Annotated in this window: 21 protein-coding genes; 9 read left to right on the forward strand and 12 right to left on the reverse strand. The window is 35.2% G+C overall.

Annotated elements, in window-relative coordinates; all coding sequences use genetic code 11:
- Window positions 1–29: 29 nt before the first annotated feature.
- Window positions 30–887: a pirin family protein gene (locus PKC21_02650; protein HMR24231.1), complete on the forward strand. Its 858-nt coding sequence runs from the start codon at window positions 30–32 to the stop codon at window positions 885–887.
- Window positions 888–897: 10 nt separating this feature from the next.
- On the opposite strand, the gene PKC21_02655 is transcribed toward PKC21_02650, so the two are convergent.
- Both PKC21_02655 and PKC21_02660 read right to left on the reverse strand, forming a co-directional pair.
- Window positions 898–2,361, reverse strand: a complete 1,464-nt coding sequence (locus PKC21_02655; protein ID HMR24232.1) for a DEAD/DEAH box helicase — start codon at window positions 2,359–2,361, stop codon at window positions 898–900.
- A gap of 287 nt (window positions 2,362–2,648) precedes the next feature.
- Window positions 2,649–3,779 (reverse strand): DNA alkylation repair protein, encoded by a 1,131-nt coding sequence (locus PKC21_02660; protein ID HMR24233.1) that lies wholly within the window; start codon window positions 3,777–3,779, stop codon window positions 2,649–2,651.
- Between the two features lie 50 nt (window positions 3,780–3,829).
- On the opposite strand from PKC21_02660, the gene PKC21_02665 reads away from it, so the two are divergent.
- From PKC21_02665 to PKC21_02675, 3 genes are read left to right on the forward strand one after another with little or no spacing between them, the layout of a single operon-like run.
- Complete coding sequence (locus tag PKC21_02665) at window positions 3,830–4,327, forward strand: dCMP deaminase family protein (GenBank protein ID HMR24234.1); 498 nt, start codon at window positions 3,830–3,832, stop codon at window positions 4,325–4,327.
- The gene (locus PKC21_02670) at window positions 4,324–5,304 is read left to right on the forward strand and encodes an FAD-dependent oxidoreductase (GenBank protein HMR24235.1); all 981 of its coding nucleotides are present in this window, start codon (window positions 4,324–4,326) and stop codon (window positions 5,302–5,304) included. Before PKC21_02665 ends, PKC21_02670 begins: the two co-directional genes overlap by 4 nt.
- An 11-nt stretch (window positions 5,305–5,315) precedes the next feature.
- Window positions 5,316–5,876, forward strand: coding sequence for a class I SAM-dependent methyltransferase (locus PKC21_02675; GenBank protein ID HMR24236.1), 561 nt, complete (start codon window positions 5,316–5,318; stop codon window positions 5,874–5,876).
- A 24-nt stretch (window positions 5,877–5,900) separates the two neighbouring features.
- Here PKC21_02675 and PKC21_02680 read toward each other — a convergent pair whose 3' ends face one another.
- The 3 genes from PKC21_02680 to PKC21_02690 all read right to left on the reverse strand — a co-directional run bounded on the left by PKC21_02680 (window position 5,901) and on the right by PKC21_02690 (window position 8,451).
- Entirely contained in the window at window positions 5,901–6,851 is a 951-nt protein-coding gene (locus PKC21_02680; protein ID HMR24237.1) for a PIG-L family deacetylase, read from the reverse strand.
- 149 nt (window positions 6,852–7,000) lie between these two features.
- Window positions 7,001–7,390 carry a glyoxalase gene (locus tag PKC21_02685; GenBank protein HMR24238.1) on the reverse strand — a complete coding sequence of 130 codons (390 nt, stop codon included), beginning with the start codon at window positions 7,388–7,390 and terminating at the stop codon, window positions 7,001–7,003.
- A 53-nt stretch (window positions 7,391–7,443) separates the two neighbouring features.
- Window positions 7,444–8,451: a metal-dependent hydrolase gene (locus PKC21_02690; protein HMR24239.1), complete on the reverse strand. Its 1,008-nt coding sequence runs from the start codon at window positions 8,449–8,451 to the stop codon at window positions 7,444–7,446.
- An 86-nt stretch (window positions 8,452–8,537) separates the two neighbouring features.
- Here PKC21_02690 and PKC21_02695 point away from each other — a divergent pair, with 86 nt between their 5' ends.
- Genes PKC21_02695 through PKC21_02705 form a run of 3 tightly spaced genes read left to right on the forward strand, consistent with a single transcriptional unit; the run spans window position 8,538 to window position 11,609 of the window.
- Window positions 8,538–9,275 (forward strand): peptidylprolyl isomerase, encoded by a 738-nt coding sequence (locus PKC21_02695; GenBank protein ID HMR24240.1) that lies wholly within the window; start codon window positions 8,538–8,540, stop codon window positions 9,273–9,275.
- Between the two features lie 30 nt (window positions 9,276–9,305).
- The gene (gene pruA, locus PKC21_02700) at window positions 9,306–10,931 is read left to right on the forward strand and encodes an L-glutamate gamma-semialdehyde dehydrogenase (protein ID HMR24241.1); all 1,626 of its coding nucleotides are present in this window, start codon (window positions 9,306–9,308) and stop codon (window positions 10,929–10,931) included.
- Window positions 10,932–10,988: 57 nt separating this feature from the next.
- Window positions 10,989–11,609: a TIGR02466 family protein gene (locus PKC21_02705; protein ID HMR24242.1), complete on the forward strand. Its 621-nt coding sequence runs from the start codon at window positions 10,989–10,991 to the stop codon at window positions 11,607–11,609.
- An 8-nt stretch (window positions 11,610–11,617) separates the two neighbouring features.
- Here the strand turns inward: PKC21_02705 and PKC21_02710 are convergent, their stop codons facing one another.
- Complete coding sequence (locus PKC21_02710; GenBank protein HMR24243.1) at window positions 11,618–12,073, reverse strand: universal stress protein; 456 nt, start codon at window positions 12,071–12,073, stop codon at window positions 11,618–11,620.
- Window positions 12,074–12,385: 312 nt separating this feature from the next.
- On the opposite strand from PKC21_02710, the gene PKC21_02715 reads away from it, so the two are divergent.
- The gene (locus tag PKC21_02715; GenBank protein ID HMR24244.1) at window positions 12,386–14,995 is read left to right on the forward strand and encodes a hypothetical protein; all 2,610 of its coding nucleotides are present in this window, start codon (window positions 12,386–12,388) and stop codon (window positions 14,993–14,995) included.
- A gap of 136 nt (window positions 14,996–15,131) precedes the next feature.
- On the opposite strand, the gene ccoG is transcribed toward PKC21_02715, so the two are convergent.
- The 5 genes from ccoG to PKC21_02740 form a co-directional block, all read right to left on the reverse strand.
- Window positions 15,132–16,493, reverse strand: coding sequence for a cytochrome c oxidase accessory protein CcoG (gene ccoG, locus PKC21_02720; protein ID HMR24245.1), 1,362 nt, complete (start codon window positions 16,491–16,493; stop codon window positions 15,132–15,134).
- Window positions 16,494–16,540: 47 nt separating this feature from the next.
- Complete coding sequence (locus PKC21_02725; GenBank protein ID HMR24246.1) at window positions 16,541–17,101, reverse strand: cbb3-type cytochrome c oxidase N-terminal domain-containing protein; 561 nt, start codon at window positions 17,099–17,101, stop codon at window positions 16,541–16,543.
- Window positions 17,098–17,268 (reverse strand): hypothetical protein, encoded by a 171-nt coding sequence (locus PKC21_02730; protein ID HMR24247.1) that lies wholly within the window; start codon window positions 17,266–17,268, stop codon window positions 17,098–17,100. Before PKC21_02730 ends, PKC21_02725 begins: the two co-directional genes overlap by 4 nt.
- 3 nt (window positions 17,269–17,271) lie before the next feature.
- Window positions 17,272–19,554 carry a cytochrome-c oxidase, cbb3-type subunit I gene (gene ccoN / locus PKC21_02735; GenBank protein ID HMR24248.1) on the reverse strand — a complete coding sequence of 761 codons (2,283 nt, stop codon included), beginning with the start codon at window positions 19,552–19,554 and terminating at the stop codon, window positions 17,272–17,274.
- A 170-nt stretch (window positions 19,555–19,724) separates the two neighbouring features.
- Window positions 19,725–22,079 (reverse strand): heavy metal translocating P-type ATPase metal-binding domain-containing protein, encoded by a 2,355-nt coding sequence (locus PKC21_02740; protein HMR24249.1) that lies wholly within the window; start codon window positions 22,077–22,079, stop codon window positions 19,725–19,727.
- Between the two features lie 86 nt (window positions 22,080–22,165).
- On the opposite strand from PKC21_02740, the gene PKC21_02745 reads away from it, so the two are divergent.
- Window positions 22,166–22,837 (forward strand): sulfite exporter TauE/SafE family protein, encoded by a 672-nt coding sequence (locus PKC21_02745; protein ID HMR24250.1) that lies wholly within the window; start codon window positions 22,166–22,168, stop codon window positions 22,835–22,837.
- On the opposite strand, the gene PKC21_02750 is transcribed toward PKC21_02745, so the two are convergent.
- The gene (locus PKC21_02750) at window positions 22,834–23,565 is read right to left on the reverse strand and encodes a Crp/Fnr family transcriptional regulator (GenBank protein HMR24251.1); all 732 of its coding nucleotides are present in this window, start codon (window positions 23,563–23,565) and stop codon (window positions 22,834–22,836) included. The genes PKC21_02745 and PKC21_02750 overlap by 4 nt on opposite strands.
- Between the last annotated feature and the right edge of the window lie 19 nt (window positions 23,566–23,584).

A 23,584-nucleotide genomic window follows, 5' to 3' on the forward strand; every position in this document is an offset into this window, starting at 1 on the left:
AAAAAGCAAAATTACTGTATATCCATGACATGAACATTATTAAAACAAAAGAAAAAGATTTAGGTGATGGTTTTATTGTTAGAAGAGCCTTGCCCTCCTCAAAAAAACAAATGGTGGGTCCTTTTATTTTTTGGGACCATATGGGACCAGCTGACTTAAAAACCGGAACAGAAATGTTGGTCCGTCAACACCCACATATAGGGATTTCTACACTAACTTATTTATTTTCAGGTTGTATTTTGCATCGAGATTCTTTAAACAATGAATGTTTAATTAAACCTGGTGAAGTCAATTGGATGACAGCTGGCAATGGCATTACTCACAGTGAACGGTCCCAAGAACCAGGGATTTTAGAAGGCATTCAACTCTGGGTTGCCTTACCTCAAGAGCATGAAGAAATGGATGCAAAATTTGAACATTATACTGCTGATGAGTTACCAAAATTTGAAGCTAATGGCATAAATCATACCTTGATTGCCGGTCATTATCAGTCATACACCTCTCCAGTACAAACATTTTCACCCTTGTTTTACATACAAGCTCATGCACAAAGCGGAGCACAGTCTAGCTATAGCTTTGATCCAGAATATGAATCTGCCATCTATGTTGCCAGTGGAAAGTTAAAGCTAAAAGAAGAAACATTATCAGGAGGTGAACTAGCGGTTTTTACTACCAAACAAAAGATTGAACTCAACGTGCATGCTAATACAAATTTCATGATCTTTGGTGGCAAGCCCTTTGCTGAAGGCCGACATATCTGGTGGAACTTTGTGGCCAGCGATCGGGAAAAAATTGAACGTGCAAAGCTGCGCTGGCAAAACGATCAGTTTACAAAAACATTTAATGAACCCAAAGATTTGCGCATTCCTCTACCTGCGCCAAAGTAAGTTTAAAAAATTATCGATTTCTTTTTCTTAAAGGTTTTTTGCTAAATTTTGCACTTTTTTGTCCACGTCTAAAGTTACCTTTTCTTTTAAAGGATCTTTGTGGTTTTTCTTTGGCAAAAGTAAGCGTTTGCATGTTTTTCAGTTCTTCAAACTCAGAAAACTTATATTGAAAACTTTGTTGAAACATCAACGCCACTAAATCTTCTGATTTGAAGTTAGAAAACAGTTGTTTAAACTTAGAAAAAAGTTTTTTATTGTCATCAATAAATGGACTGTTTTGTGAATTTTTTAAGTACTCTTCTATATTTTGTAATGTTTTTTTAAAGTATTCTTGTTTTAAAAGTTCAGTATTAGGAATATCTTTAAGTTCAATTTTATTTTTTGTAATCTTTTCTATACGATTAAACTGCTTGGTATCTCTAAAGTCAACAATGGTATAAGCAACTCCAGTTTGTCCAGCTCGTCCTGTTCTTCCAATTCTATGCGTATAAATCTCAGCATCTTGAGGCAAACCATAATTAAATACATGACTAATGTTGTTGATATCTATACCTCTTGCTGCAACATCTGTACAAACCAACAAGCCTTGCTTTTTTCTTTTAAAACTTTGCATTGATCGTTGGCGCTCTTCTTGACTTTGGTCACCGTTTAGAACATCTACTTTATAACCAAAAGTTTTTAATTTTTCACCTACATCTCGAGTTTCAATTTTTTTATTACAAAAAACAATGCCGTAGACTTCATCCAATTGAATTAAAATACGTAAAAGAGCATCTAAAAAATATTTACTTTCACAAATAAATGCTTGTTGCTTGATGTTATAATAATCCTCTAGTTTTTTCTCTACATTAATTCTGTCATAAGCTTTGAATGTTTTATCAATCAGCTTTAAAATCCCTTTGGGCATGGTTGCCGAAAACATAACCAACTGTCGTTGTTCATTAAATTGTTGTAAAATTTCTACTATATCATCAAAGAAACCCATGTTTAACATTTCGTCGGCTTCATCTAAAACACAGTGGCTGGCATGATCTAAAACCAAAACTCCACGATTGATCAAATCTTTGATTCTCCCTGGGGTACCCACCACAATACTGGGTTTTTCTTTTTTTAAACTGTGTATTTGCTGTTTATAAGGAGATCCTCCGTATACACAACAAGTTTTAATATTTAAATGTTTGGCAAATTTTACGGTTTCTTTTTCTACTTGCTGTGCTAATTCTCTGGTGGGAGCTAAAACCAAAGCCTGTACGTGCTGACTTTTTAAATTAATTTTATTTAAAATTGGAAGCATGAACGCAGCTGTTTTACCAGTGCCTGTTTGAGCTTGACCAATAAAGTCTTTTTCACTCTCTTGTAAAAGCATGGGAATGGCTTTTTCCTGAATTTCTGTTGGGTTTACAAAACCTAAATCCTCAATAGCTTGAACTATTTTTTTTCCTAAACCTAAATCGCTAAACGTTACATTTTTCACTATTAATTATTACCTTTAAATCATACTATATTTGCTATAAAGTAATTACCATACTTTATGCTTTAGCCTAGCTAGGCCAAAATACAAAAATTGAGTTGTTTGCTTAGAATCTTTTCCTACTTTTGGACCCAATAAAGTGCTATTTTATTGCTTTAATTCACCTAAATGGAGCCGTTTACACAACATGACCCAGTCTTATTGTTTTACTCCAAGTAATTTTCAATCAACAAAACATTGTCTTAATAGCATGTATTCTATGTATTAAGCAAGCTCCGTTTTAACCTTGTTTACACCTGTAAAACAAAGTCAACTGAGGACTTTACCTGCCCATTAACTTGAATCTCTATTTTATGTTGACCTGCATAATGCTTTCTAGTTGTAACCGGTTTAAAAGCATGTTTCTTGCTCAGAACCATGCACTCACCTTTAGCCAATTGAGTTTGTTTAAGTTTGAATACTTTAGGAGAACCTTGCCCATTTTTTTTCATATAATGCAAAATATAATCAACCATGATTGGCTGATCGGTCTTACTTTGGTTAATAAGTTCAAAACTTATGGTTAGACTATCTCCTTCATGAATTTTTTTCTTAGATATACTTAATTTTTTAAGGGCAATATCTGCCTTTGGATTAAAACCTAATATTTTTAAGGCTTGTGGGTGACCTTGCTTCACTAAATTTCTCAATGCGCTTTTTATTAACGCTTGCATATTTGTTTTATTGGATTGCCATTTCTCAACGGTATCCAAAAGAAGTTGAGAATCTAAGGCTGCAATATCATTTAGATGATTGGCAACACTCTTTCTAACATAGGGAGATGTATCATTTTTAAGTTGCCAAAGAAGTTTGATGTTTTTTTTAAGATTTTTATTGATGTGAGAAATTTTCATTCCCCAGGGAAGATTGGGCCGCAGACCTTCACTCACCCACCGTCTAACATGTTCATTAGGATCCTTAACCCAATTTTCAAACAAACCATAAACTGTATCTGGATAACGTTCTAAAAATGGTCTCACCCCAAACTCTGAGGTAAACTGTTGTGTTATAAGGTACAATGCTTTCATTGAGTTTATAGGGTCATCAATTCCATAAACCTCAATAAAGTATGTGTAAGGCCATAATAAGAAGCCGTGAATACCAGATGTATTTTTATCTGATTTTACGCTTTTAAGTAAACTGTTAAGTTTTTGCTTATAAGTTCCGGGCAAATTATCTTGCAAAGCATCTGCTATTTGCACAACCCTTTGTTTCATTTCCAGTTGATCTAAATTCAGCAAAGCCTCATCAAGGAACTTTTTTTTATTGAATTTAGCATCTGAAGCATAAATAGCCTCTGAAACAAACCCAATACTTTTTGGATTGTATAGTGTTTTAAAAGGATCCATAATGACAATAAAAGTATATACCCATATTTTCATTCTATTGCCAAGACTTGTTCCATTAAATAATCAGTGATAAAAATAGTTCTATGACCCAAGATGAGTATTACCTAAATATTGCTCAAGCTGTTAAAGCCAAAGCCAATTGCATAGGAAGCAGAGTAGGCGCGGTTTTGGTTTTAGACAATAGAATTATATCAACTGGCTACAATGGAACCGCTGAAGGAACTGTTAATTGCTTGGATGGTGGCTGTGTTCGCTGTAAAAATAGAGATTCCCAATACCCTTCTGGAACAGCTTATGATATTTGCATTTGTGTCCACGCTGAACAAAATGCCATTTTAAGTGCGGCTCGTTTTGGTATTAAAACTGAAAACAGCACCATGTACACCACCATGCAGCCCTGCTTTAATTGTAGTAAAGCCATGCTTCAAGCAAAAGTTACTAAAGTGATCTATGTTGAACCTTGGTCCATACAGAATAAATGGAAAAAAGAAAACCTTGACCTATACCAACAATACATGCAGTTGTTAAATTGTTTTGAGCATGGAGTGCACCAACTTAACTTTTCTAAGCCAGAATCATGATGCATGAAGCTTATGATTTTTTAATTGTTGGGCAAGGCTTGGCAGGAACTATACTAAGCCATACCCTCATAGAAAGAGGGTATTCTGTTAAAATAATTGATAACCAATTTAAAGGCTCTTCTTCTATTGTTGCTGCAGGAATCATTAATCCATTTACTGGTCCAAGATTAAACTTAACTCAGAATTTTTTTGAAAAATTTACCAAAGCAAAAAGCTTTTACCTTGATATAGAGAAAAAACTCGATGTTTCTTTATTTCATTCTATTAGGCAAAAACGTTTTTTATCTACTCCAACTCAATACAAGTATTATTTAAAAAGAGCTCAAGCATTTCCTAAGAGTTTTGAGTTCATTTCAAAAGAAAAAATTCATATTCATGACACCGCTTGCATTAATGTAAAAAGGTTTTTAAAAATGAGCAGGGATCATTTTAATAAGCAATCTATATTGGACAACGAACACTTTAACTATAGCCAACTTCAATTTCATAAAAACAAACTGTCGTATAAAGATAGTTCCTTTAAGTGTCTTATTTTTTGTGAAGGTTATCAAAACATTCATAACCCATTTTTTAAACATGACCTTTTTCAACTTTCTAAAGGAAGCATCATGAACATTGAAGTATTGGGTCTAAAAAAATCACTGTATAATTGGGGACACTGGTTATCACCTGATTTTAATACTTCTTTTCGTTTCTTTTTAGGCTCAAGTTATCACTGGGACATCAATCATGAACCTAAAAGCAGTGAAGAGTATGAAGCATTTATTTCTAAGCTCCCTTTATCTTTAAAAAACAAAACATTTGTTATCAAAGAACATCATACAGGCATTAGGCCAACAACATTAAACAGGCAAACTCTTATTCAAGCTTCTACTCAAGACTCTAGACTTTGGATATTTAATGGCTTTGGCAGTAAAGGTTGCTTAGAGATCCCGCATCATGCAGAAAAATTTGCCAATTCATTTGATAAAAAATAAGCATACTTAAAATGTCTCTCACACAAATATGTCATCAACTGGTACTAAGTCATCAAAGAAAGTTTTTAAACAGTATTGATGCAACCTGTGGAAATGGGCATGATACAAAATTTTTACTGGAAAACACTCAAGCACAAGGTAGAGTCTTTGCCTTTGATGTACAAGAACAGGCCCTTTTAGAAACTCAAAAAAAATGTACCCCAATTTTAGGCAATAAACAGCTGATTTGTTTTCACACATCACATGCGCAGATGTCTAGCTCAATACCAAAAAGTATTCATCAACACATAGATCTTATCATGTTTAATCTGGGTTACTTACCTGGTGGCCAGAATAAACACCTTTGCACTCAAAAGGAAAGCACTTTATCAGCTTTAGAACAATGTCTTTTTTTACTCAAACCTGGTGGTTTAATTTCCATCTTAGCCTACCCAGGACATTCACAGGGAAAAGTTGAAAAAGAAAGTATAGAGAAATGGCTGCATACTCAGCAGATATATACATTTACAGAACACCATCATATTAAAAAAAATACTGCTCCCGTTTTATGGTTATTAAAATTAAATAAATAGTTTATATGTCAAAGGTTTTTCAGACTATTTTGCGTCCTTATGCACAATATACTGGATTCTTTGCCCACAATTATTATCGCTGCATAACAACTCATAAAAGTTTAATAATGAGCCGTCTACTTGATATATTTCCTCTTTATGCTCACTAAGATCTATATGCCCTGATCGCTGAGAGTAATGTGCACTTGCAATTTGAGCATTAATGCTTCCGTAACTGTACTTTGACTGTGGCATTTTCTGTTTTCTATCTAAAGTCATCATTGGAAGTTTTTTTTCGTCCTCTTTACTAGGCTCTACCCAATTGGTTTCAGTGTAGGCATAAACACCCTTAATAAAACTAAATTTTTGAGTAAGCTTTAACTCATCCAATATTATACGACTTGCTTTATGATGCGCATGCGTATGTTGATCTAAACTCATAGTAATAACATAACTTGGTTTATATTTTTCAAATAGAGTGAGTATTTTTTTTTGTATCTGTTGTTTGTTCCAAATTTTTTTGTTTAAAAAAACCTGTCCGTCTCGTATCGGTAACCCACTTTTATCACGCAAAGGCTCATCTTTTTGATTGAATAAAAAATAATTTTGAAACCCATAGTTAGTAGCTGCTTTACTCAATTCATGTTCTCTTATTTTCTTTAATTTTAAACTATCAATATTTTGCCCTTGCCATTCCCCTTTCTTATCAAGAACTTGAAGCTTTCCACCTTCGCCTGAAGTAAGATATAAAGCATAGACAGGAATATTTAAACGCTTTAATTCAAGTAAAAATCCCCCCAACATGGTTTCATCATCAGGATGTGCAAGCACTAAAAAAACTTTTTCTTTATGCTGAACATCACTTTTTATAGATTCAACTTGATGAGCACAGTTAGAAACAAACTGAACAAAAAGCAATACAATTATTAACTTTAGCTTCCTTTGATTATTTAAGAACGGTAATCTTTTTAAGAAATTTTCTTTAGAAAAATACATCTACTAAACCTTTTTAATTCTTATAAATAGGCAGACAACGTTACAATCTATTTTCATCAATGCCCCCTATTTTGAATAATAAATTTTAATTTTTTCCCAAGCTACCCACAGCTCATAATATGCACAGCAGGATTTTGTCAACCATGAATTTATAGGGCAGCGTAAAGATCTATTTGATTTGAATTTGGATCTAACAAACTAGCGTAACGCTGTCCCCAAAAAGCATCCCAAGGCTTTTTAATAGCTACTCCACCACATTCAATCAAATCTGAAAAAATCTGATCAACTTTTTCAGGTTCTTTTAGTTCAAAACACAAGCTTACATTTTGGTTATGTTGCCTTTGCCAAGACGGATAAAGTTGCTTTATTAAATGTTCTGAATCTAACATTACTTTAAAAGCTTTATTATTGTAGGTTTCAAAATGATCTGGGCCACCTATTTGTTTAAAGCTCAAACCCAAATATTCATAAAACTTTATTGTTTGCTCAATGTCTTTACAAACTATTCCAATTGCTGTGATCATTTCACCTTCTAACATACAATCAAGCTATTCTTAAGTATAATCCTAGCACACTTAATTCTTTTTTGGATTTATTGGTTGGTTGCCTTGTAAAATAACATCTCCCAGAATTCTTCTCTATCCTTGGAAGAGTCTCTTGAAACTCTTTCAAACAATGCATGCTTATCTTGAGCATTGGGTGACAACTCCAAACCCCATAAACTTTGTGTAGCGCGTGGCGACATGGCATAACGAACATCCTGTATTGTATAAGGATTTTTATCTGACCAAGACAAATAATCATTGGTAAACCATCGAAAACGCTCAATATCTCTGTCTTGCGTGCTTCCTTTTACCAACCAAGGCAAGTCTTGATATTTTTCAAATTTTTTAATTTTATCACCCTGAAAAATTTGTTGTGTAACCCCAACTCTTACGGCATCCACATAATAGTACCCCTCGTATTCATAAACTGTTCGCCACAATAATAGGTTAGCAAAAGACGGGCTAACCATTATTTTTTCTGCATGATGTTGCCGATCCGCTATTTTACTCTGTAAAAAGTAGCGAGCTCTTTGTGCTTGCAACAAACCAAAGCCAAGATAAACAATAATATAAGCACAGGCCCACTGGGCATATTGTTTTTTCTTTTTTATCAATGTCATTACCATTAATATCAATAGCGGTAAGGTAAACAAAGGATCAATAATTGAAACATTATTCCATGCAACCCTCTGATATGAAAACGGCCAAAACAGTAATGTCCCATAGGTGGTACAAGCATCCAACAAACCATGTGTGGCCCAGCCCACAGTACAAAAAATATAAACTTGTAAAAAACTCAGTTTATTTTTTATAAATATTTTGGCAATCAAGGCACACAATAATCCTCCTATTGGAATAAAAGCCAAAGAATGGGTAAACTGACGATGGTATTCCAAACCTAAAAGTGGATCCTGCGCTGACCTAATTAAAATATCTAAGTCAGGTGCCATCCCCGATAAAAACCCTAGTACGGTTGCCATTTTTATATCTACTTTTTGTTTTGCGGTGCTCTGACTAAAACTTGCCCCTACTACACCCTGAGAAATTGGATCCATGCTGGTGGCATATCAATTTTCATAAAAAAACACTCTCAATTCATTGTAAAATGATATTATTTTTCTTAAAAGCACCTTTACAAGCCATGCATCTATTGTTAGATGTTACAATCATGCATACCAATACACGTTTTTTACTGATGGGTTTTTTAATGTTTTCAAGCCACTTAATTGCCAAATCTAAACCAGACCACCTCAAAACTTTATTGATTGAAACATCTATGGGTAATATTGAAGTAAGTCTTAGTCATAAATCTAAACAAACATCCGAAGCATTTATAAAACTGGTGGAATCTGGGGCATTTAATTTAGATGGCAACTCATTTTATAGGGTTGTCACACCTCAAAATGATACTTACATTGCTTCAGACCAATTAAGAGAAAAAGGCATTGGTGTTATCCAAGGAGGTATTGAATTTGTTGACTCCCAGCTAAAAAGTAAAATATCTGCTCCACAAATAATCAATGACTTTGAAACAACCAAAGAGTCCGGGCTATTGCATAAACCAGGAGCATTTGCCTTGGGTCGATCTTTTCAGGATAGCAGTGCTTCATTAAGCGAGTTTTTTATTGATGTCGAAGGGGACTTAGAAGAACTCAATGCAAACACTGTGCGTTACAAAAATTACGCGCCAAAAGATACTTTAGGTCTACCGGTTATTGGCCATGTTACAAAAGGTATGAAGCTTGTTAAAAAAATTTATGGACTGAATAAAAAGCTTACAGATAAAAATCAAATGCTTAAATGCTTACCAAGTAAAGATAAGCCCTGTGTTGATAAAGACTACAGCGTAAAAATTATTAAAATGTCAATCAAACCTTAATACTTAAACCAAAGAGAGAGAGGACCATCTATGTCTAATGCATTCTATCAAAGCCCTTATCCAATCAATGAACCTGTTCTTGATTATGCTCCTGGGTCTCAAGAAAAAGAAGATTTTTTAGCAACCTTAACCAAGATGAAATCACAGCAAGAAAAAATTTGCATGACTATCAATGGGGAAAAAGTTTCTACATCTAACACCATTGATATGGTTTCACCTTACAATTTAAAGCAAACACTAGGACAGTACTGTAAAGGCAACAAACAACATGTAGAACAAGCTATTGCCGCAGCATTAAGCGCAAAAGAATCTTGGGAATCCATGCCTTGGCAAGACAGAGCGGCCATTTTTTTAAAAGCTGCTGATCTTATCAGTGGCCCTTATAGACATCAAATGAATGCTGCAACCATGCTTTGCCAATCAAAAAACATTTATCAAGCAGAAATTGATGCTGTTGCAGAACTCGCTGACTTCTTACGTTTCAATGTTCACTATATGACTCAAATTTATCAAGATCAACCGCAAAGCAGTGACACTGTCTGGAATCAAATGGAGTATAGACCCTTGGAAGGTTTTGTATTTGCACTTACCCCTTTTAATTTTACAGCCATTGCTGGCAACTTACCCAGCTGTCCAGCCATGTTAGGCAATACGGTAGTTTGGAAACCTGCAGAAAGCCAAATTTACTCTGCAGCTCTCACCATGAAAATCTTTGAAGAAGCGGGTTTACCCAAAGGCGTTATTAATTTAATCTTTGTTGATGGTAAAGATGCAGGAGAGATTATTTTTAATCATACTGACTTTGCTGGCCTTCATTTTACCGGTAGCACTCAAGTCTTCCAAAACTTATGGAAAACCATTGGTAATAACATTCAAACCTATAAAAGCTACCCAAGAATTGTTGGCGAAACCGGCGGAAAAGATTTTGTCATGGTTCATCCCAGTGCTAACCCAGCTCAAGTAACAACAGCCTTATCAAGAGGTGCTTTTGAATTTCAAGGCCAAAAATGTTCTGCAGCGTCACGCGCCTATATACCCGAATCCATGTGGCCTACCGTTAAACAACATTTACTTGCGGATGTTGCATCCATGAAAATGGGATCTCCAGAAGACTTTTCAAACTTCATCAATGCTGTCATAGATGAAAAAGCTTTTGATAAAATAGCTGGCTATATTGATACCATTAAAAAATCTGATGCCGCACAAATCATTGCTGGTGGTGAATACAGTAAGGAAGAAGGTTATTTCATCCAACCTACGGTTGTTGTTGCTCATGACCCACATTTCTTAAGCATGGAAGAAGAAATTTTTGGCCCTGTGCTAACCATCTATGTGTATAAAGATGCTGACTACGATCAAACTTTGCAACTTGTGGATCAAACGTCTCCCTATGCCTTAACAGGAAGTATCTTTGCTAAAGATAGAAGTATAATAGAAAAAAGTAGCAAAGCCCTTAAGTATGCTGCTGGAAATTTTTATATCAATGATAAACCAACGGGTGCTGTGGTTGGGCAACAACCTTTTGGCGGGGCAAGAGGTTCAGGAACCAATGATAAAGCGGGTTCAATTTTAAACCTTTATCGCTGGTTATCGCCCAGAACCATCAAAGAAAGTTTTACTGCTCCTAGCAATTACCGTTATCCATTTTTAGGATAAAAAAACAGACAAAATGAAGGACCTCTAATATAGTGGTCTTTCATTTAATATTATATTATGTCTATACACACTTTTTTTCCAACCTATGTTTACCAGTCTGCTTTGCAAGAAAAGTCCAGTTCTGGCTTGAATAAGTCCTTACTAGAAGAATGTTATCAGATTAAAGACTATGACATTGAAGGGCAAGAATGGTCAAAAAATGCCTATATTGGTGGCTACACCTCTTACTCAAGCATGGACAACTTGCATCAGTTTTCTTCTACATTTCATAACTTAGAAAGTTTAATCAGACCACATGTACAAAAATACTTAAAAAAACTGCATTATGATCTATCTATCAAGCAGTTAGAAATGACGGATTGCTGGATTAATATCATGCCTGCAGGTGTCACCCACAGCCAACATATCCACCCTCTGTCATTAGTTAGTGGGAGCTATTATGTTCAAACACCAAAAAACTCAGCAGCCATCAAGTTTGAAGATCCACGTTTATCAAGAATGATGGCTTGCCCACCAAAAAAGAAAACCTGCCCTAAAAAAGATTTAAATCATATCTCAATAAGCCCAAAAGCAGGAGATCTTATCTTGTTTGAGAGCTGGCTTGGTCATGAAGTACCGGCATCGCATAACACCAAAGACAGGGTAAGCATAAGTTTTAATTATGCTTGGTCGTCATAAACAGTTCACTATATATCTTTATTTCTTACCGTGAGTACTGGACATGGACAGTCTCGTAAGACTTGTTCAGTAACACTACCCAAAAACATTCTTTGTATACCTTTTCTTGCATGCGATGGCATAATCACAAGATCAATATCATTATTTTTTACAAAACTTACAATCTCTTCCGAAATACTCAAGCCTTTACGGACATGGGTAGATATGGTGCTATCGCCTTTCTCATAAAAAAACTCTTTTTTAATCACTTCCATATCTTGTTTGGCCGCTTCAGCTATTTCATCCGATAGATTGGCAGGAATCCCTAGATGTCTACCAGAATACAAATAGGTATCAGAGATGTCCACCACATTCAGCAAATAAAAATTTGACTCTGAAAATTCATGGGTATGCAACAGCTCTTTTAAAAAAAGTTTTGATGTATCGTTAAACTCTATGGGTAATAAAATATTTTTAAAATTCATACAGCCTCCTTTTGCCTGATGGGTAAACCATAGCAAAAAAATAAACTTATACCATGAGATAGATCATGGTTTTGTATATACCCCACTGTTAGAATACTCTGCTTTATAAGCTTATATTTATCAACTCACTAAATAATTATATATTTAATACTCATAAATTAGATTTACAGTAACTCAAGTTGTCGTTTTTTTAAATTTTAAATAAATTGTGTCTACAAAATGATTTAAAAACAGTTAGATAGCTTAATCTTAAAGTTGGCTTGCTTATTGCTTTTATGATAGTCCATGGAAGATTATTTTGGGGGAATAATAATGAATAAGTTCAAACTACTCAGAAGCAAACTGTCTAAGTTTGTTTTTATCATTGTATTAACAGGTTCTGTATTTAATTTTGCAATGGCAAAATCTTATGAAGTCACACATGGTTTACAAGAAGATCTGGGTTCATACCAAATAGAAGATTTGGTTATCGTAGAGGTATCAGAGGGCAAACTTGAAAATGGTTACAATCTTAAAGTTAAAATTCTTCAATCTGAGGCTTCAAGAGATACGATTGCAGCAGCTGCAGTTTTGTCAATGTACGAAAAAACTCAAGAAATGCATGAAAGCCAATTAGAAACCCTAAGCATTTATGAAAATAATCAAACTTATATACTAACTGGCGACCCTGACCCATGGGATCTTTTTTGGAAAGGGTTTAGAGAGCAATGCATTAAAAAATATGGAGAAGAGTTTGCACGCACAATGATTGATAACCTAGTAGCTTTTGGTATTGGCGCTGGTGCAACAGCACTATCAAGTGGCCCCATAGCTATTATTCTTGGCGCAGGAATGATCATTTATCTTGGTAACAGAATCTCTAAGATTGCATATGAAATGTACCAAGACAATTGGGAAAAAGCTGGAGCATTAACTTTTAATTTAGCCAACGAATTGGTTTTTGGTTTAGGTGGCTCCAAATGGGTACAAAGATTAATTAAAAAAAGAAGCACCAGTTTTTTTGGAAAACTTTTTAGAGGAATGCGTCAAGCAGCTGAAGAAGGATTACCCATCCGCCCCCCAAACAATAATTCTGGTAACAACTCTAATAATGGATCAAACCCACAACCAACCAATAGCACCTCACCAAGCCTTGGTGTTCCTCGTGGTACTCCACCAAGCCCAAGTCAACCAGGTGTAACAATAAGGCCTCCGGTTAAAAAGCCTCAACCTGTAGAAAGTGGACCGACAAATCAAGGAAGAGTTCAAACAGCTGAAAATGCTCTAACAGAAGTGGCAGAAGCTCCCATCGTTAGACCCGAACCCTTACCGCCAGTTGAAAAAATTGATGCTTCAACTTTACCCAATCAAGTCAACTCAATTTCATCTAATTCTATAAGCTCAAAACCCATTTTATCTAATGAAGATAAAAGTGCTATAAGCGTAACTACTCTCAGAGCTCCACGCAATGGTTCAAATCAAACAAAACTGTTAGATTTAGAGAACAATGAAATTTTTTATGGTGAAGCCGTTCCTATCTATGACGTGACTGCCAGAAACAATGAAATTTCTGCATACTTACTCTGGAACTACTTTAATCGAAAAGCAATAGCTAAATCTCAAGCCAGAAACGGTTTAAATTTTAAAGTTCTGCCAATATGGGAAACCGATATTTATTTTTATCAACAAAAACTTCCTATGAAAACTCAAGACAATGATCAATCATCTCTCACTCAAGATATATTAGTCTTTGATTGGCTGGTTGGTAACCCTAATAGAGTAGATGGTGAAAATATAGGAATTTCCAAACATTTAAAATATGATGGTCAACGTATTGCCTCAAAGCATGATAGAAGTTTCATTGTGGGGACCAGTCAAGATTGGACCAATTTGATTGGTCAACGCTATGGAGTCTCTTTTTCTTCACCATCTGCAGTATACAATTCTGTTTTAGATAGTGATTTATTATTGCTAATCAAAGAAACTCCCTGGGAAAAAATTCAAAGTCTAGTTTCACCCTATTTAAATAAATCTCAACTCAATGCACTTCAGTCTCGTTACAACTCTATTCAATTTAATGGAAGAGCGCGTTCAAGTCAGTTAGATTTATCCGCAAGCAAGAACACTCCACAAGCACCATTGGGTCCACCAAAAATTACTCAAGATGAAAAAGAAACCTTAGAAAGACACATTCTGGATAGTCAAGAATACGATGACTCAAAGCTTTTACAAAAATTGCTCAGTGGCGAACTTTTAACAATTAAAGAGCGGAGACGTTTATCTAAAATAATATCCGATTTAGTCTATGAATGCCGAACAAATACAGATTTTCAAAACCAAAATAAAGACTTTTGTGCTTATATAAAGCAACTTAGTGAGCAGTTTAGTGATTATACTCTATCCCTACCAGAGATAACAGATGAAGACTTAAGAAATGAATTTGGTGGCTGGCTGATTTCTGACGAGGCGGAATATCAAAAAATTCAAATCTTATTAAACTGGTCTATACCTGGAACCTATTTGATTTGGGGGCATGGAACACCTTATAGAAAAAACACCTTGATTCGGATCAATGGTGAGTGGGTAGATTTTAAAACTGGAAAAGACCTCTACGAATACTTAATTAATCCGGCTAATAATACCGGATATGTTCCTGGTACACCAATCCACTTTGTTGTTTGCCATGGTGGGGTACAAAATACAGGCACACAACCTGTTTTTGCCACTCAATTGGCACAAGCCGCCAATGTTCCGGTCAAACCTTACAGTGGTTTTGTCTACTCAAGTGGAATACGCGGTCAGTTCATTGAACTTGCTCCAGGTGAAACTCCTCCTCCTGGAGTTCCAATCAGAACTTATAATAAGTCAAGTGGAAAACCTATTAATGGCTGGATTAAAGAAATTAGTAGAACATGGGGAGAAATGCCATGGATAGAACCATAAAGAGTATAATAAGCTATTATTGGTAAAGTATTTAAAAAAATGAAAGACTACCCTCTAATAAGCCTAATAATCATTAAACATATTAAAATTATCTTTATTTGTTTTATGAATGTTTAAATTTCCAGATATAACAGATTTATGGCCCTAAAAATTTGATAGGAATTTGTTTTTCAATCTCATCAACGTGTATTTTAACGCTCACTTCAAAGTCTTCCTTGTACATATCTTTATTTAAAATCAAAAACAGGGGTATACGCTTATCTTCATTCTTTTTAAGGGTAATTGATTTAAAGGGCATGATACTTTCAAGTTGTTTTTGCTCTGACTCAACACTAATAGTGTAACGTTGTTCTTGTGCAGATTTATTGATTAAGTGGATTTCAAAAGCATTTCTAATTTGACCTGCATCAAACGTGTAGGGTCTACCACTTAACCTCAATAAGTTTGCCTCAAAATTTTGTCGATTTCTTAAGAAAACAGAAAACACTAAAAAACCAATAAGCAAGAGGACCATATACACATAGATTCTTGGTCGCAGCAGCTTTGTTTTTTCACCATTAAAACCATTGTAGGAATCATAACGAATAAGTCCTTTGAGTTGATTGGTTTTTTCCATGATTTCATCACAAGCATCAATACAATTTGCGCAGCCTATGCACTCCATTTGCATACCTTGGCGTATATCTATTCCCGTAGGGCAAACAACAACGCATCGAGCACAATCTATACATGCGCCTCTATTTTCATCTTTTAGTTTTCCTCTGGGTTCTCCTCTTTTTTCATCGTAACCAATCACAAACGTATCATCATCGGTTAATGCTGATTGTAAACGACCATAAGGACAAATAATTAAACAAAGCTGCTCTCTGAACCAAGCAAAGTTACCATAAAAAATGAAGCTTAAAATTAATCCCCACAAAAACACAGTGGGATGGGTTGAGGGTCCGTGCTGCCATAGCTCTATATAATAACTGTGCGGAACAAAGTAAGATATAAAACCAAAAGCAAATAACAAAGAAACCAAAGCATACAAAAAATATTTAAGCCCTTTCTTCATTATTTTTTCTTTATTCCAAGCTGACTTTTCCAAAATAAGTTGCTGATTTTTTGGACCTTCTATCCAACGTTCAATTTTCCTATAAACGCCTTCTAAAATAACGGTTTGTGGACATAGGTATCCGCACCAGACTCGTCCAAACAAAGCCGTAATAAAAAACAAAGAAAAGGCTAAACCAGTAACGATAAAAAAGATCAGATACACGTCTTGAGCATTAAAAACAAAACCTGCAATATTGAAAACCCGTTGATCCACTTGCAAAAGCAAAAAGCGTTCTCCACCAAATTTAAGCAATGGAATAACAAAGAAAATAACAATGATGAGTGGAAACGTTACATTTTTAAATCGGGTGAAAAAACCTTTAACATCCGCCAACCTTATTTTAGGTCTACTTCCATCTTTTTGAATAGATGATTTATGTGTATATTCTGGCGATTGCATCGCGCACCTTACCTTATATTAAATATTTTTGCTTGCACCTTGTAGTACTAGCCTTTAATAATATCCCCTTGTGGCTCTTTAGCATTATCAGGCTCACTGCCTTCTAAACTAATAATATAAGCTGTAAGCTCATGAATGGTACTTTCTGACAAAACACCTTTCCATGCGGTCATCCCTTTTTCAAGAACACCTTGGTTAATGGTGTGTATAATTTTACTGGGTTCATAACCATGGATCCAAGCTTTATCAGTTAAGTTAGGGCCAATTCCGCCCTCTCCATTTGCACCATGACATACTTGACAGTTGGTTACATAAGCTTCTTTTGCACGAGCTATAACAGCTGAGTCATTGACCATTGCAATAATATCCTCATTACTGACATCCTTTTTAAGGCTATCCATTTTCTGCTCATGTTTTTCCAAAGCTTGGGCGTACTCGGTTTCTTGAGGATCTTTTTCAGTGAACACATAGTATTTGGTCCAATAAACAAAAGAAAAAATAATGGTTAAATAAAATGTTACCAACCACCAATTAGGGAGATTGTTATCATACTCTTCAATCCCATCATAACTGTGACCTTCTATTTTTTTATCTTGTTCATCACTCATTGTTTTAACTCCTCATAAAAAAGGACGGTTGACTCATTGGTCAATTTCTCTTTATTTTTTTTATTGAAAACATAGGCTAAAACACCCAAAAAAACTGCTCCAGTGAACAGTTGCGCAACAAGAGCTAAGTTCAACCAGGCATTTTCTGTTAATATTTCTTTTAACATCCTTTATTGCTCCTTAATGTTTTTTCGGTCAACACCCAGTTTTTGTAAGTATGCAATCAACGCCACAAGCTCAGTATCGGCAGATGTATCAACCTTATCTTGTGCAAGAAGGTCATCAACGATAGACTGGGCTTGTTCAGTTGCTAACTGTTCTGCATTATTGATCATGTCTTGACTGTAATCAACGCCAAGCTTTTTCAAAGTACGCATTTTATAGCTTAGACTGCTATAATCTGCTTTTGAGTGTTCAAGAAACTCATAACTTGGCATATTAGAGCCTGGTGAAGTAGATCTAGGGTTAATCATATGTTTGTAATGCCACAAGTTTGGATATTTTTTCCCAACCCTAGCCAAATCTGGACCAGTTCTCTTTGATCCCCAAAGATGAGGAAAGTCATTGGCAAATTCCCAGGCTTCTGACTTATGACCATAGCGCATACTTTCAGACAGTAAGCTACGGACCATTTGCGTGTGACAGTTATTACAGCCTTCTCGTATATAGATATCTCTACCTACCAGTTCTAGGGGTTGGTATACTGAGGCATTATGTTTCATAGGTACAGCCTTATCCACCATAACTGCAGGAATAATTTGTGCCATTCCGCCAATTAAAACCGCAATCAAGGTAAAAACCGTAAACAATAAGGCTTTACCCTCTAAAGCTCTGTGCCAACTGACTTTTTCTTTTTTAGCACTTAAAAACGTAAAGATGGCAGCCACGGTAAAAACCATAGCCAAGCCTATCCATACAAAATAGTGTAATAAGCTTTTGGTTAGCAATCCAAACATTAAAACCAAGCCCAAAATGACCACCATAGAAATTGGACTGAATACTATTTTTTTCCAGGATAAATCTTCTTCAGCTTTTTCTTCTTCAATAACTTGAATTTTATAGTCAGTAGCTTGCCCTTGTCTGGCTGTCTTGAACAAGTTAATGATCATCATAATAAAGGTAACCAAATACAAGGTACCACCGATCAAGCGCATCATATACATCAAGTGACTTTTGGTAATAGCCTCAAGAAAGTTTGGGTACAACAATGTGCCTTCAGCATTAAGTGCACGCCACATCAAACCTTGTGTTAAGCCACTGGCCCACATTGCGGCCACATAAAGTAGAATACCAAATAAGCCAATCCAGAAATGAAAATTAGCCCAGGATTTAGACCAAAGTTTGGTGCCATACAAACGCGGGATTAACCAATACAACATTCCTGCTGCCATAAAGCCATTCCAGCCCAAAGCTCCACCATGCACGTGACCAATAATCCAGTCTGTACTGTGAACCAAACCATTGAATGATTTAATAGAAAGCATGGGGCCTTCAAAGGTTGCCATTCCATAAAAAGTGATGGCTGCCGCAAAGAATTTGACCACTGGATCTGTTCTGAGTTTATCCCATGCCCCACGCAAAGTTAACAAACCGTTGATCATTCCGCCCCAACTTGGTGCCCATAACATCACACTAAAAATCACACCCAAGCTTTGTGCCCAGCTAGGAAGTGCTGAATATAAAAGGTGATGTGGTCCCGCCCAAATATACATAAAAACCAAGGCCCAAAAGTGAACAATGGATAAGCGATACGAGTACACAGGACGTTCAACAGACTTAGGAACAAAATAGTACATGATGCCCAAAATAGGTGTGGTCAAGAAAAACGCTACTGCATTGTGTCCATACCACCACTGAACCAAAGCATCCTGTACGCCTGAAAAAACAGAGTATGACTTGGTCAAAGAAACCGGCAAACTCATATTGTTAACCAAATACAAAATAGCTACAGTAACAATAGATGCAATATAGAACCAGATTGCCACATAAATATGCTTTTCTCTACGCTTGGCCAAGGTCCAAAAAAAGTTGATGGCAAAAATAACCCAAACAATCACCACCAAAATATCAATGGGCCACTCTAACTCAGCATACTCTTTAGATTGGCTCAAGCCCAAAGGCAAAGTGACCGCTGCTAAAACAATAATCAGTTGCCAACCCCAAAAATGCAGCTTACTCAAAACATCACTGGCCATCCGCGTTTTTAAGAGCCTTTGCATTGAATAATAAATCCCCGCAAACATCATATTACCCACAAAGGCAAAGATAACAGCATTGGTATGCAAAGGTCGTAATCGACCAAAGCTCAGATACGGTCCAAAATTGGTTTGCCAAAAAGCGATTTGCAAAGCCACAATCACTCCAACCAACATCCCCACAGCACCCCAAATCATGGTGGCCCAAGAAAATTGTCTTACAATCGAATCATCAAAATGAATCTCTTTACTGTTCACGCTTTATCTCACTTTCTTCATCATCAAATGGTAACCACACAGAATCATCCATATGCTCGTACTCAGCATTTTTGACAGTGAATACAAAAAAGTAGGCTGCCAGTAAGATGATTGCTATGCCAATTGCGATGAGTAGTATCAATATATTCATAATAAAAAGATGATTTGTATCAGGTTTTTTTGATTTGTTTAGATGAAATCACCAATACTGCAATTGAAAAAGCGGGCATAATGATTGCAGCTTCTAAAGGCCCTATCCATCCTATGGTTGCTAACCATGCCACCAAGACGTTATACACCAAAGCTAAACTATAATTAAAGTAAACTAACTTTTTCCATATTTTTCCGCATTCAAAAAAATCTTTTAGCCACAGTAATGAAAAAGGTTTAAAGCTGAAGCTAGCACTGCTAGCAGCCACCAAGCTTTGCGACAAACTTGCGCCAGAAATATATGCCGCTTGCATGGCTTCAAGATCATTGAGACCATCGCCTAAATACAATGTCTTTTCTTGATTTAAAGTTTGTTTCACCCATGCAAGTTTTTCATGCGGTAAACATTCATATCTAACATTTTCTTCATTGATATGAAGTTTTTTTGCAATTTTTAAAACTGCTGCTTTTTTGTCTCCACTTAAGAGATACAATTTATTTGTTTTTTTTAAGTCTCGTAGCACGGATTCACTATCTTTAAGTAAGACTTCATTGAACCTAAAATCACAACATTTTTTTTGATTTTTCATAAATACAACGGATGGTTCAGTACTGGTTTTATCTTTTCCAAGGTAATAATTTTGCCCTTGAAAAGTAAAAAACAACCCTTCACCAATTTTCTCTGTCACTTTGATATCCAACAATGTTAATTCCTCTTCTAACATACTATTAAAGATCTGCTGACTAAACGGATGTTTACTTTGTGCAACTGCACTGAACAAAACTGTTTTTTCTTCATTGGATAATTGATGGTAAGATAAACTCTTACTGATTTCTTTATTTAAAAAAGTTAATGTGCCGGTTTTATCAAATACTATAGCCGTTATTTTTGCTATTGCACTTAATGTATTGCCGTTTTGTATATATACCCCTTTGTTAAAAAGTTTCTGTTGTAAAATAAATTGTACAATAGGCAAAGTTATTCCAATTGCGCAAGGGCATGTAATTACACTGATGGTTACAGCAGACAAAAAAGCCTGCTCAAAACTATTGTTAATTATGTTGTAGGAAAAGGATATTGCCAGCAGTACCAAAACAAAAACTGTATAGTACTTGGAAAAATCTAAAGAACTGATTTCTCCACCGTATTCAGATTGACCAATTGTAGATGATAAAGTTTTTAACCTAGAACTTTCAAAGTCTTCCAAACTTTCTAAATGCACCATTTGTATACCAATGTATCTTGCTCCAGCATAAACCACATCACCTTTTGATTGATGAACAGCCTCGCTTTCACCACTAATCCACTGGTAATCAAACTCTAAAAGATCAGGGTCAATAACTTTACTTTCTGTTGGAACAATATCACCCGATCTTAAAACCAGTTTATCTCCATTTTTAACATCAGAAAAATCAATGGTATCTAAAGTGTTGTTGGGTAATAACTTTAAAATTTTTAAGCCTTTAAAATTAACAGAATTTAATATGCTTGCTCTGCTTCTCTCTAACCAACGCTCTTGTAAAAACCGTCCCAACAACATCAATGCAATAAACACACTCATGCTATCAAAATATGTTTTCTCTTCATAACCCAAAAGAAATGCCGTCCAAGAGCCAAAAAAGGAAAGTACAATGCCCAAAGTGATTGGGATATCAAAATGAAAAACTTTACTTTTTATTGCACGAAAGGTTTTTTTAAAAAAATAACTCCCCCCAACAAAAAATGAAACCGTTGCAAAACCCATAATTAAAGCTTGCACAAAAGCATACAATATTCCATCTTCTTTATTTAGCCCAGTATAAATGGCAAAATTAAGTCCCATGATGTTTATTGCAAGCAGCGTACAAACACCCAAACGAATCAGTAATGTTTTATTATTATTGGTTGGTCTTTCTTCAAAAGCAATATTATAACCAAGCGATTGAATGGTTTTTAAGAAATCTTTTGTTTTTTCAAAGTCGGGAGCTTGATTGATAATATTTATACTTGAAGCAACTGTATTGATATTCACTTTTAAATCATATTTTTTTGCAACTTTCTTAATCAACCAAACGCATGCTGAACATTGAATGCCTTCTACATGAAAAATCAACCTTTGCTTATGCTTTTCATAAAATGTTCCAAAAGTATCTAAATTATTTTTACGTAAATCATCTTCTGACTGAGGTGAAAGATCACTATTTTTTAATTGGTAAAAGTTTTTTAACCCTAACTCATGGATTAATCCGTACACATGTTCGCAACCAGAACAACAAAAACGATAATCCTGATTTTTTTTTAACTTTACGTTCCTGGGAATACGCAAGCCACAATGCAAACATTGTTCAGTTTGCACTTCAAGCTCTTCATTGTGTTTTTTCAATACTTGTCCCATGCTAAACGTCTTCTAACCTTATTCCAATAAAACAAACCATGAGAAATATCATGTTTTTTTCATAAAACTTGCGTATAAACATCTGCATGGAACACGGAGCACACCATATAACTGAATTAACCACTTACTCTTCTTTTTTTGTATTGGGTTTCTTAACCAGTTTTCATTGCATTGGCATGTGCGGCCCCATAGCCATGCTGTTCATCTCTGACAATGACTCAGCTGTAAAAGAAAGTTTGAAGTATAATTTTTCGCGTTTGATTTCCTATATTGTTGTTGGAACCGCACTTTACTTTATTGGCACTCGTTTTTTAACGCCTCAGGTTAAAAAAATTAGTGCTCTTTTTCTGATCATTGTCATATTAAGCAATAGCCTTTTTAGGCTTTTTTCTGCCCCTTTATTTATTAAAAAACTGTTCATCCAGTTACAAAGCTCGGCCATAAAAGTGTTCCCTAAAAAGCACAAAAGTGTTGGTGTTGGTCTTTTTTCAGGTATTTTTCCCTGTGGCATGCTCTATGCTGCTTATATTGCTGCTTTAACCACACCCAACATTAAAACAGCCCTTATCAGCCTTATTATTTTTGCTCTTGGAACCATGCCCATGCTATTTGGAGTTAATGTTTTAGGGGTAAAACTTTTTAAATCATTGTCTAAAAAAAATCAGCAGTATGTTTACCATACTTTGGCTACCGTATCATTACTGTTCATTTTTATGATGAATTTTATGTATTCGCATAGCAGTAGCCATATGCATTAAACTTCTGCAATCTGTCTTATTTCTTCTATTTTTTTTAGATATATCTTTTTTGAAATCAGATCAATGTGGCCGAAATTCTTAAACTCTGAAAGTGTACGCATAACTGACTCAGGTGTTGTGGAAACCATGGCAGCCATATCTGAACGCGTTAGTTTGATATCTAAAAAAAGACCTTGTTCAGTCTCAGTGCCGTGTGTTGAACTTAATACAAATAATAGTTTTGCTATTCTCTGTTGTACATCTTTATTTTGAATATCGTTAAGTCTATTTTCAAAGTCATGTAGATCTTGTGTCATTTTTTGAATAACTTTCAAAGCAAGATCACTATCATTTTTAATTAAACCTATAATAAATTTTTTATCGACAAAACAAACTTCTGTATCTTGCATGGCAACGGCTGTAACGTTACTGCTTTGCTTTGAAATAATATCATACACCCCAATAGCTTCTCCTGGACTTATGATTTTATACAGGGTTTCTTTACCTTCTGCGCCATTTTTAACCAACTTTACTTGCCCAGAAACAAGACAAAAAACGCCGGGACAATCACTTTCTTCATAAAAAATGGTCTGTCCTTTTTTATAATGATGATTACTCTTATGTAAATCCAGTTGTTGAAGATGTTTTTCAGCTAAATCAGAAAAAATGCCGTTAATTCTAGATGGGCAGGTTAAACAACTTTCCTTATCATGAACATGGCATGCTTTATATGGCTTAATGGTTTCCATAATCTACAAACATGATCTA

It is taken from the genome of Oligoflexia bacterium, from assembly GCA_035326705.1.
Taxonomy (GTDB): domain Bacteria; phylum Bdellovibrionota_G; class JALEGL01; order JALEGL01; family JALEGL01; genus JALEGL01.

Excerpts from the sequence above, each read along its gene's own strand:
- PKC21_02650 (HMR24231.1), top strand. The coding sequence starts at position 30 with ATGAACATTATTAAAACAAAAGAAAAAGATTTAGGTGATGGTTTTATT.
- PKC21_02660 (HMR24233.1), bottom strand. The coding sequence starts at position 3,779 with ATGAAAATATGGGTATATACTTTTATTGTCATTATGGATCCTTTTAAA.
- PKC21_02665 (HMR24234.1), top strand. The coding sequence starts at position 3,830 with ATGACCCAAGATGAGTATTACCTAAATATTGCTCAAGCTGTTAAAGCC.
- PKC21_02670 (HMR24235.1), top strand. The coding sequence starts at position 4,324 with ATGATGCATGAAGCTTATGATTTTTTAATTGTTGGGCAAGGCTTGGCA.
- PKC21_02675 (HMR24236.1), top strand. The coding sequence starts at position 5,316 with ATGTCTCTCACACAAATATGTCATCAACTGGTACTAAGTCATCAAAGA.
- PKC21_02680 (HMR24237.1), bottom strand. The coding sequence starts at position 6,851 with ATGTATTTTTCTAAAGAAAATTTCTTAAAAAGATTACCGTTCTTAAAT.
- PKC21_02685 (HMR24238.1), bottom strand. The coding sequence starts at position 7,390 with ATGTTAGAAGGTGAAATGATCACAGCAATTGGAATAGTTTGTAAAGAC.
- PKC21_02690 (HMR24239.1), bottom strand. The coding sequence starts at position 8,451 with ATGGATCCAATTTCTCAGGGTGTAGTAGGGGCAAGTTTTAGTCAGAGC.
- PKC21_02695 (HMR24240.1), top strand. The coding sequence starts at position 8,538 with ATGCATCTATTGTTAGATGTTACAATCATGCATACCAATACACGTTTT.
- pruA (HMR24241.1), top strand. The coding sequence starts at position 9,306 with ATGTCTAATGCATTCTATCAAAGCCCTTATCCAATCAATGAACCTGTT.
- PKC21_02705 (HMR24242.1), top strand. The coding sequence starts at position 10,989 with ATGTCTATACACACTTTTTTTCCAACCTATGTTTACCAGTCTGCTTTG.
- PKC21_02710 (HMR24243.1), bottom strand. The coding sequence starts at position 12,073 with ATGAATTTTAAAAATATTTTATTACCCATAGAGTTTAACGATACATCA.
- PKC21_02715 (HMR24244.1), top strand. The coding sequence starts at position 12,386 with ATGAATAAGTTCAAACTACTCAGAAGCAAACTGTCTAAGTTTGTTTTT.
- ccoG (HMR24245.1), bottom strand. The coding sequence starts at position 16,493 with ATGCAATCGCCAGAATATACACATAAATCATCTATTCAAAAAGATGGA.
- PKC21_02725 (HMR24246.1), bottom strand. The coding sequence starts at position 17,101 with ATGAGTGATGAACAAGATAAAAAAATAGAAGGTCACAGTTATGATGGG.
- PKC21_02730 (HMR24247.1), bottom strand. The coding sequence starts at position 17,268 with ATGTTAAAAGAAATATTAACAGAAAATGCCTGGTTGAACTTAGCTCTT.
- PKC21_02740 (HMR24249.1), bottom strand. The coding sequence starts at position 22,079 with ATGGGACAAGTATTGAAAAAACACAATGAAGAGCTTGAAGTGCAAACT.
- PKC21_02745 (HMR24250.1), top strand. The coding sequence starts at position 22,166 with ATGGAACACGGAGCACACCATATAACTGAATTAACCACTTACTCTTCT.
- PKC21_02750 (HMR24251.1), bottom strand. The coding sequence starts at position 23,565 with ATGGAAACCATTAAGCCATATAAAGCATGCCATGTTCATGATAAGGAA.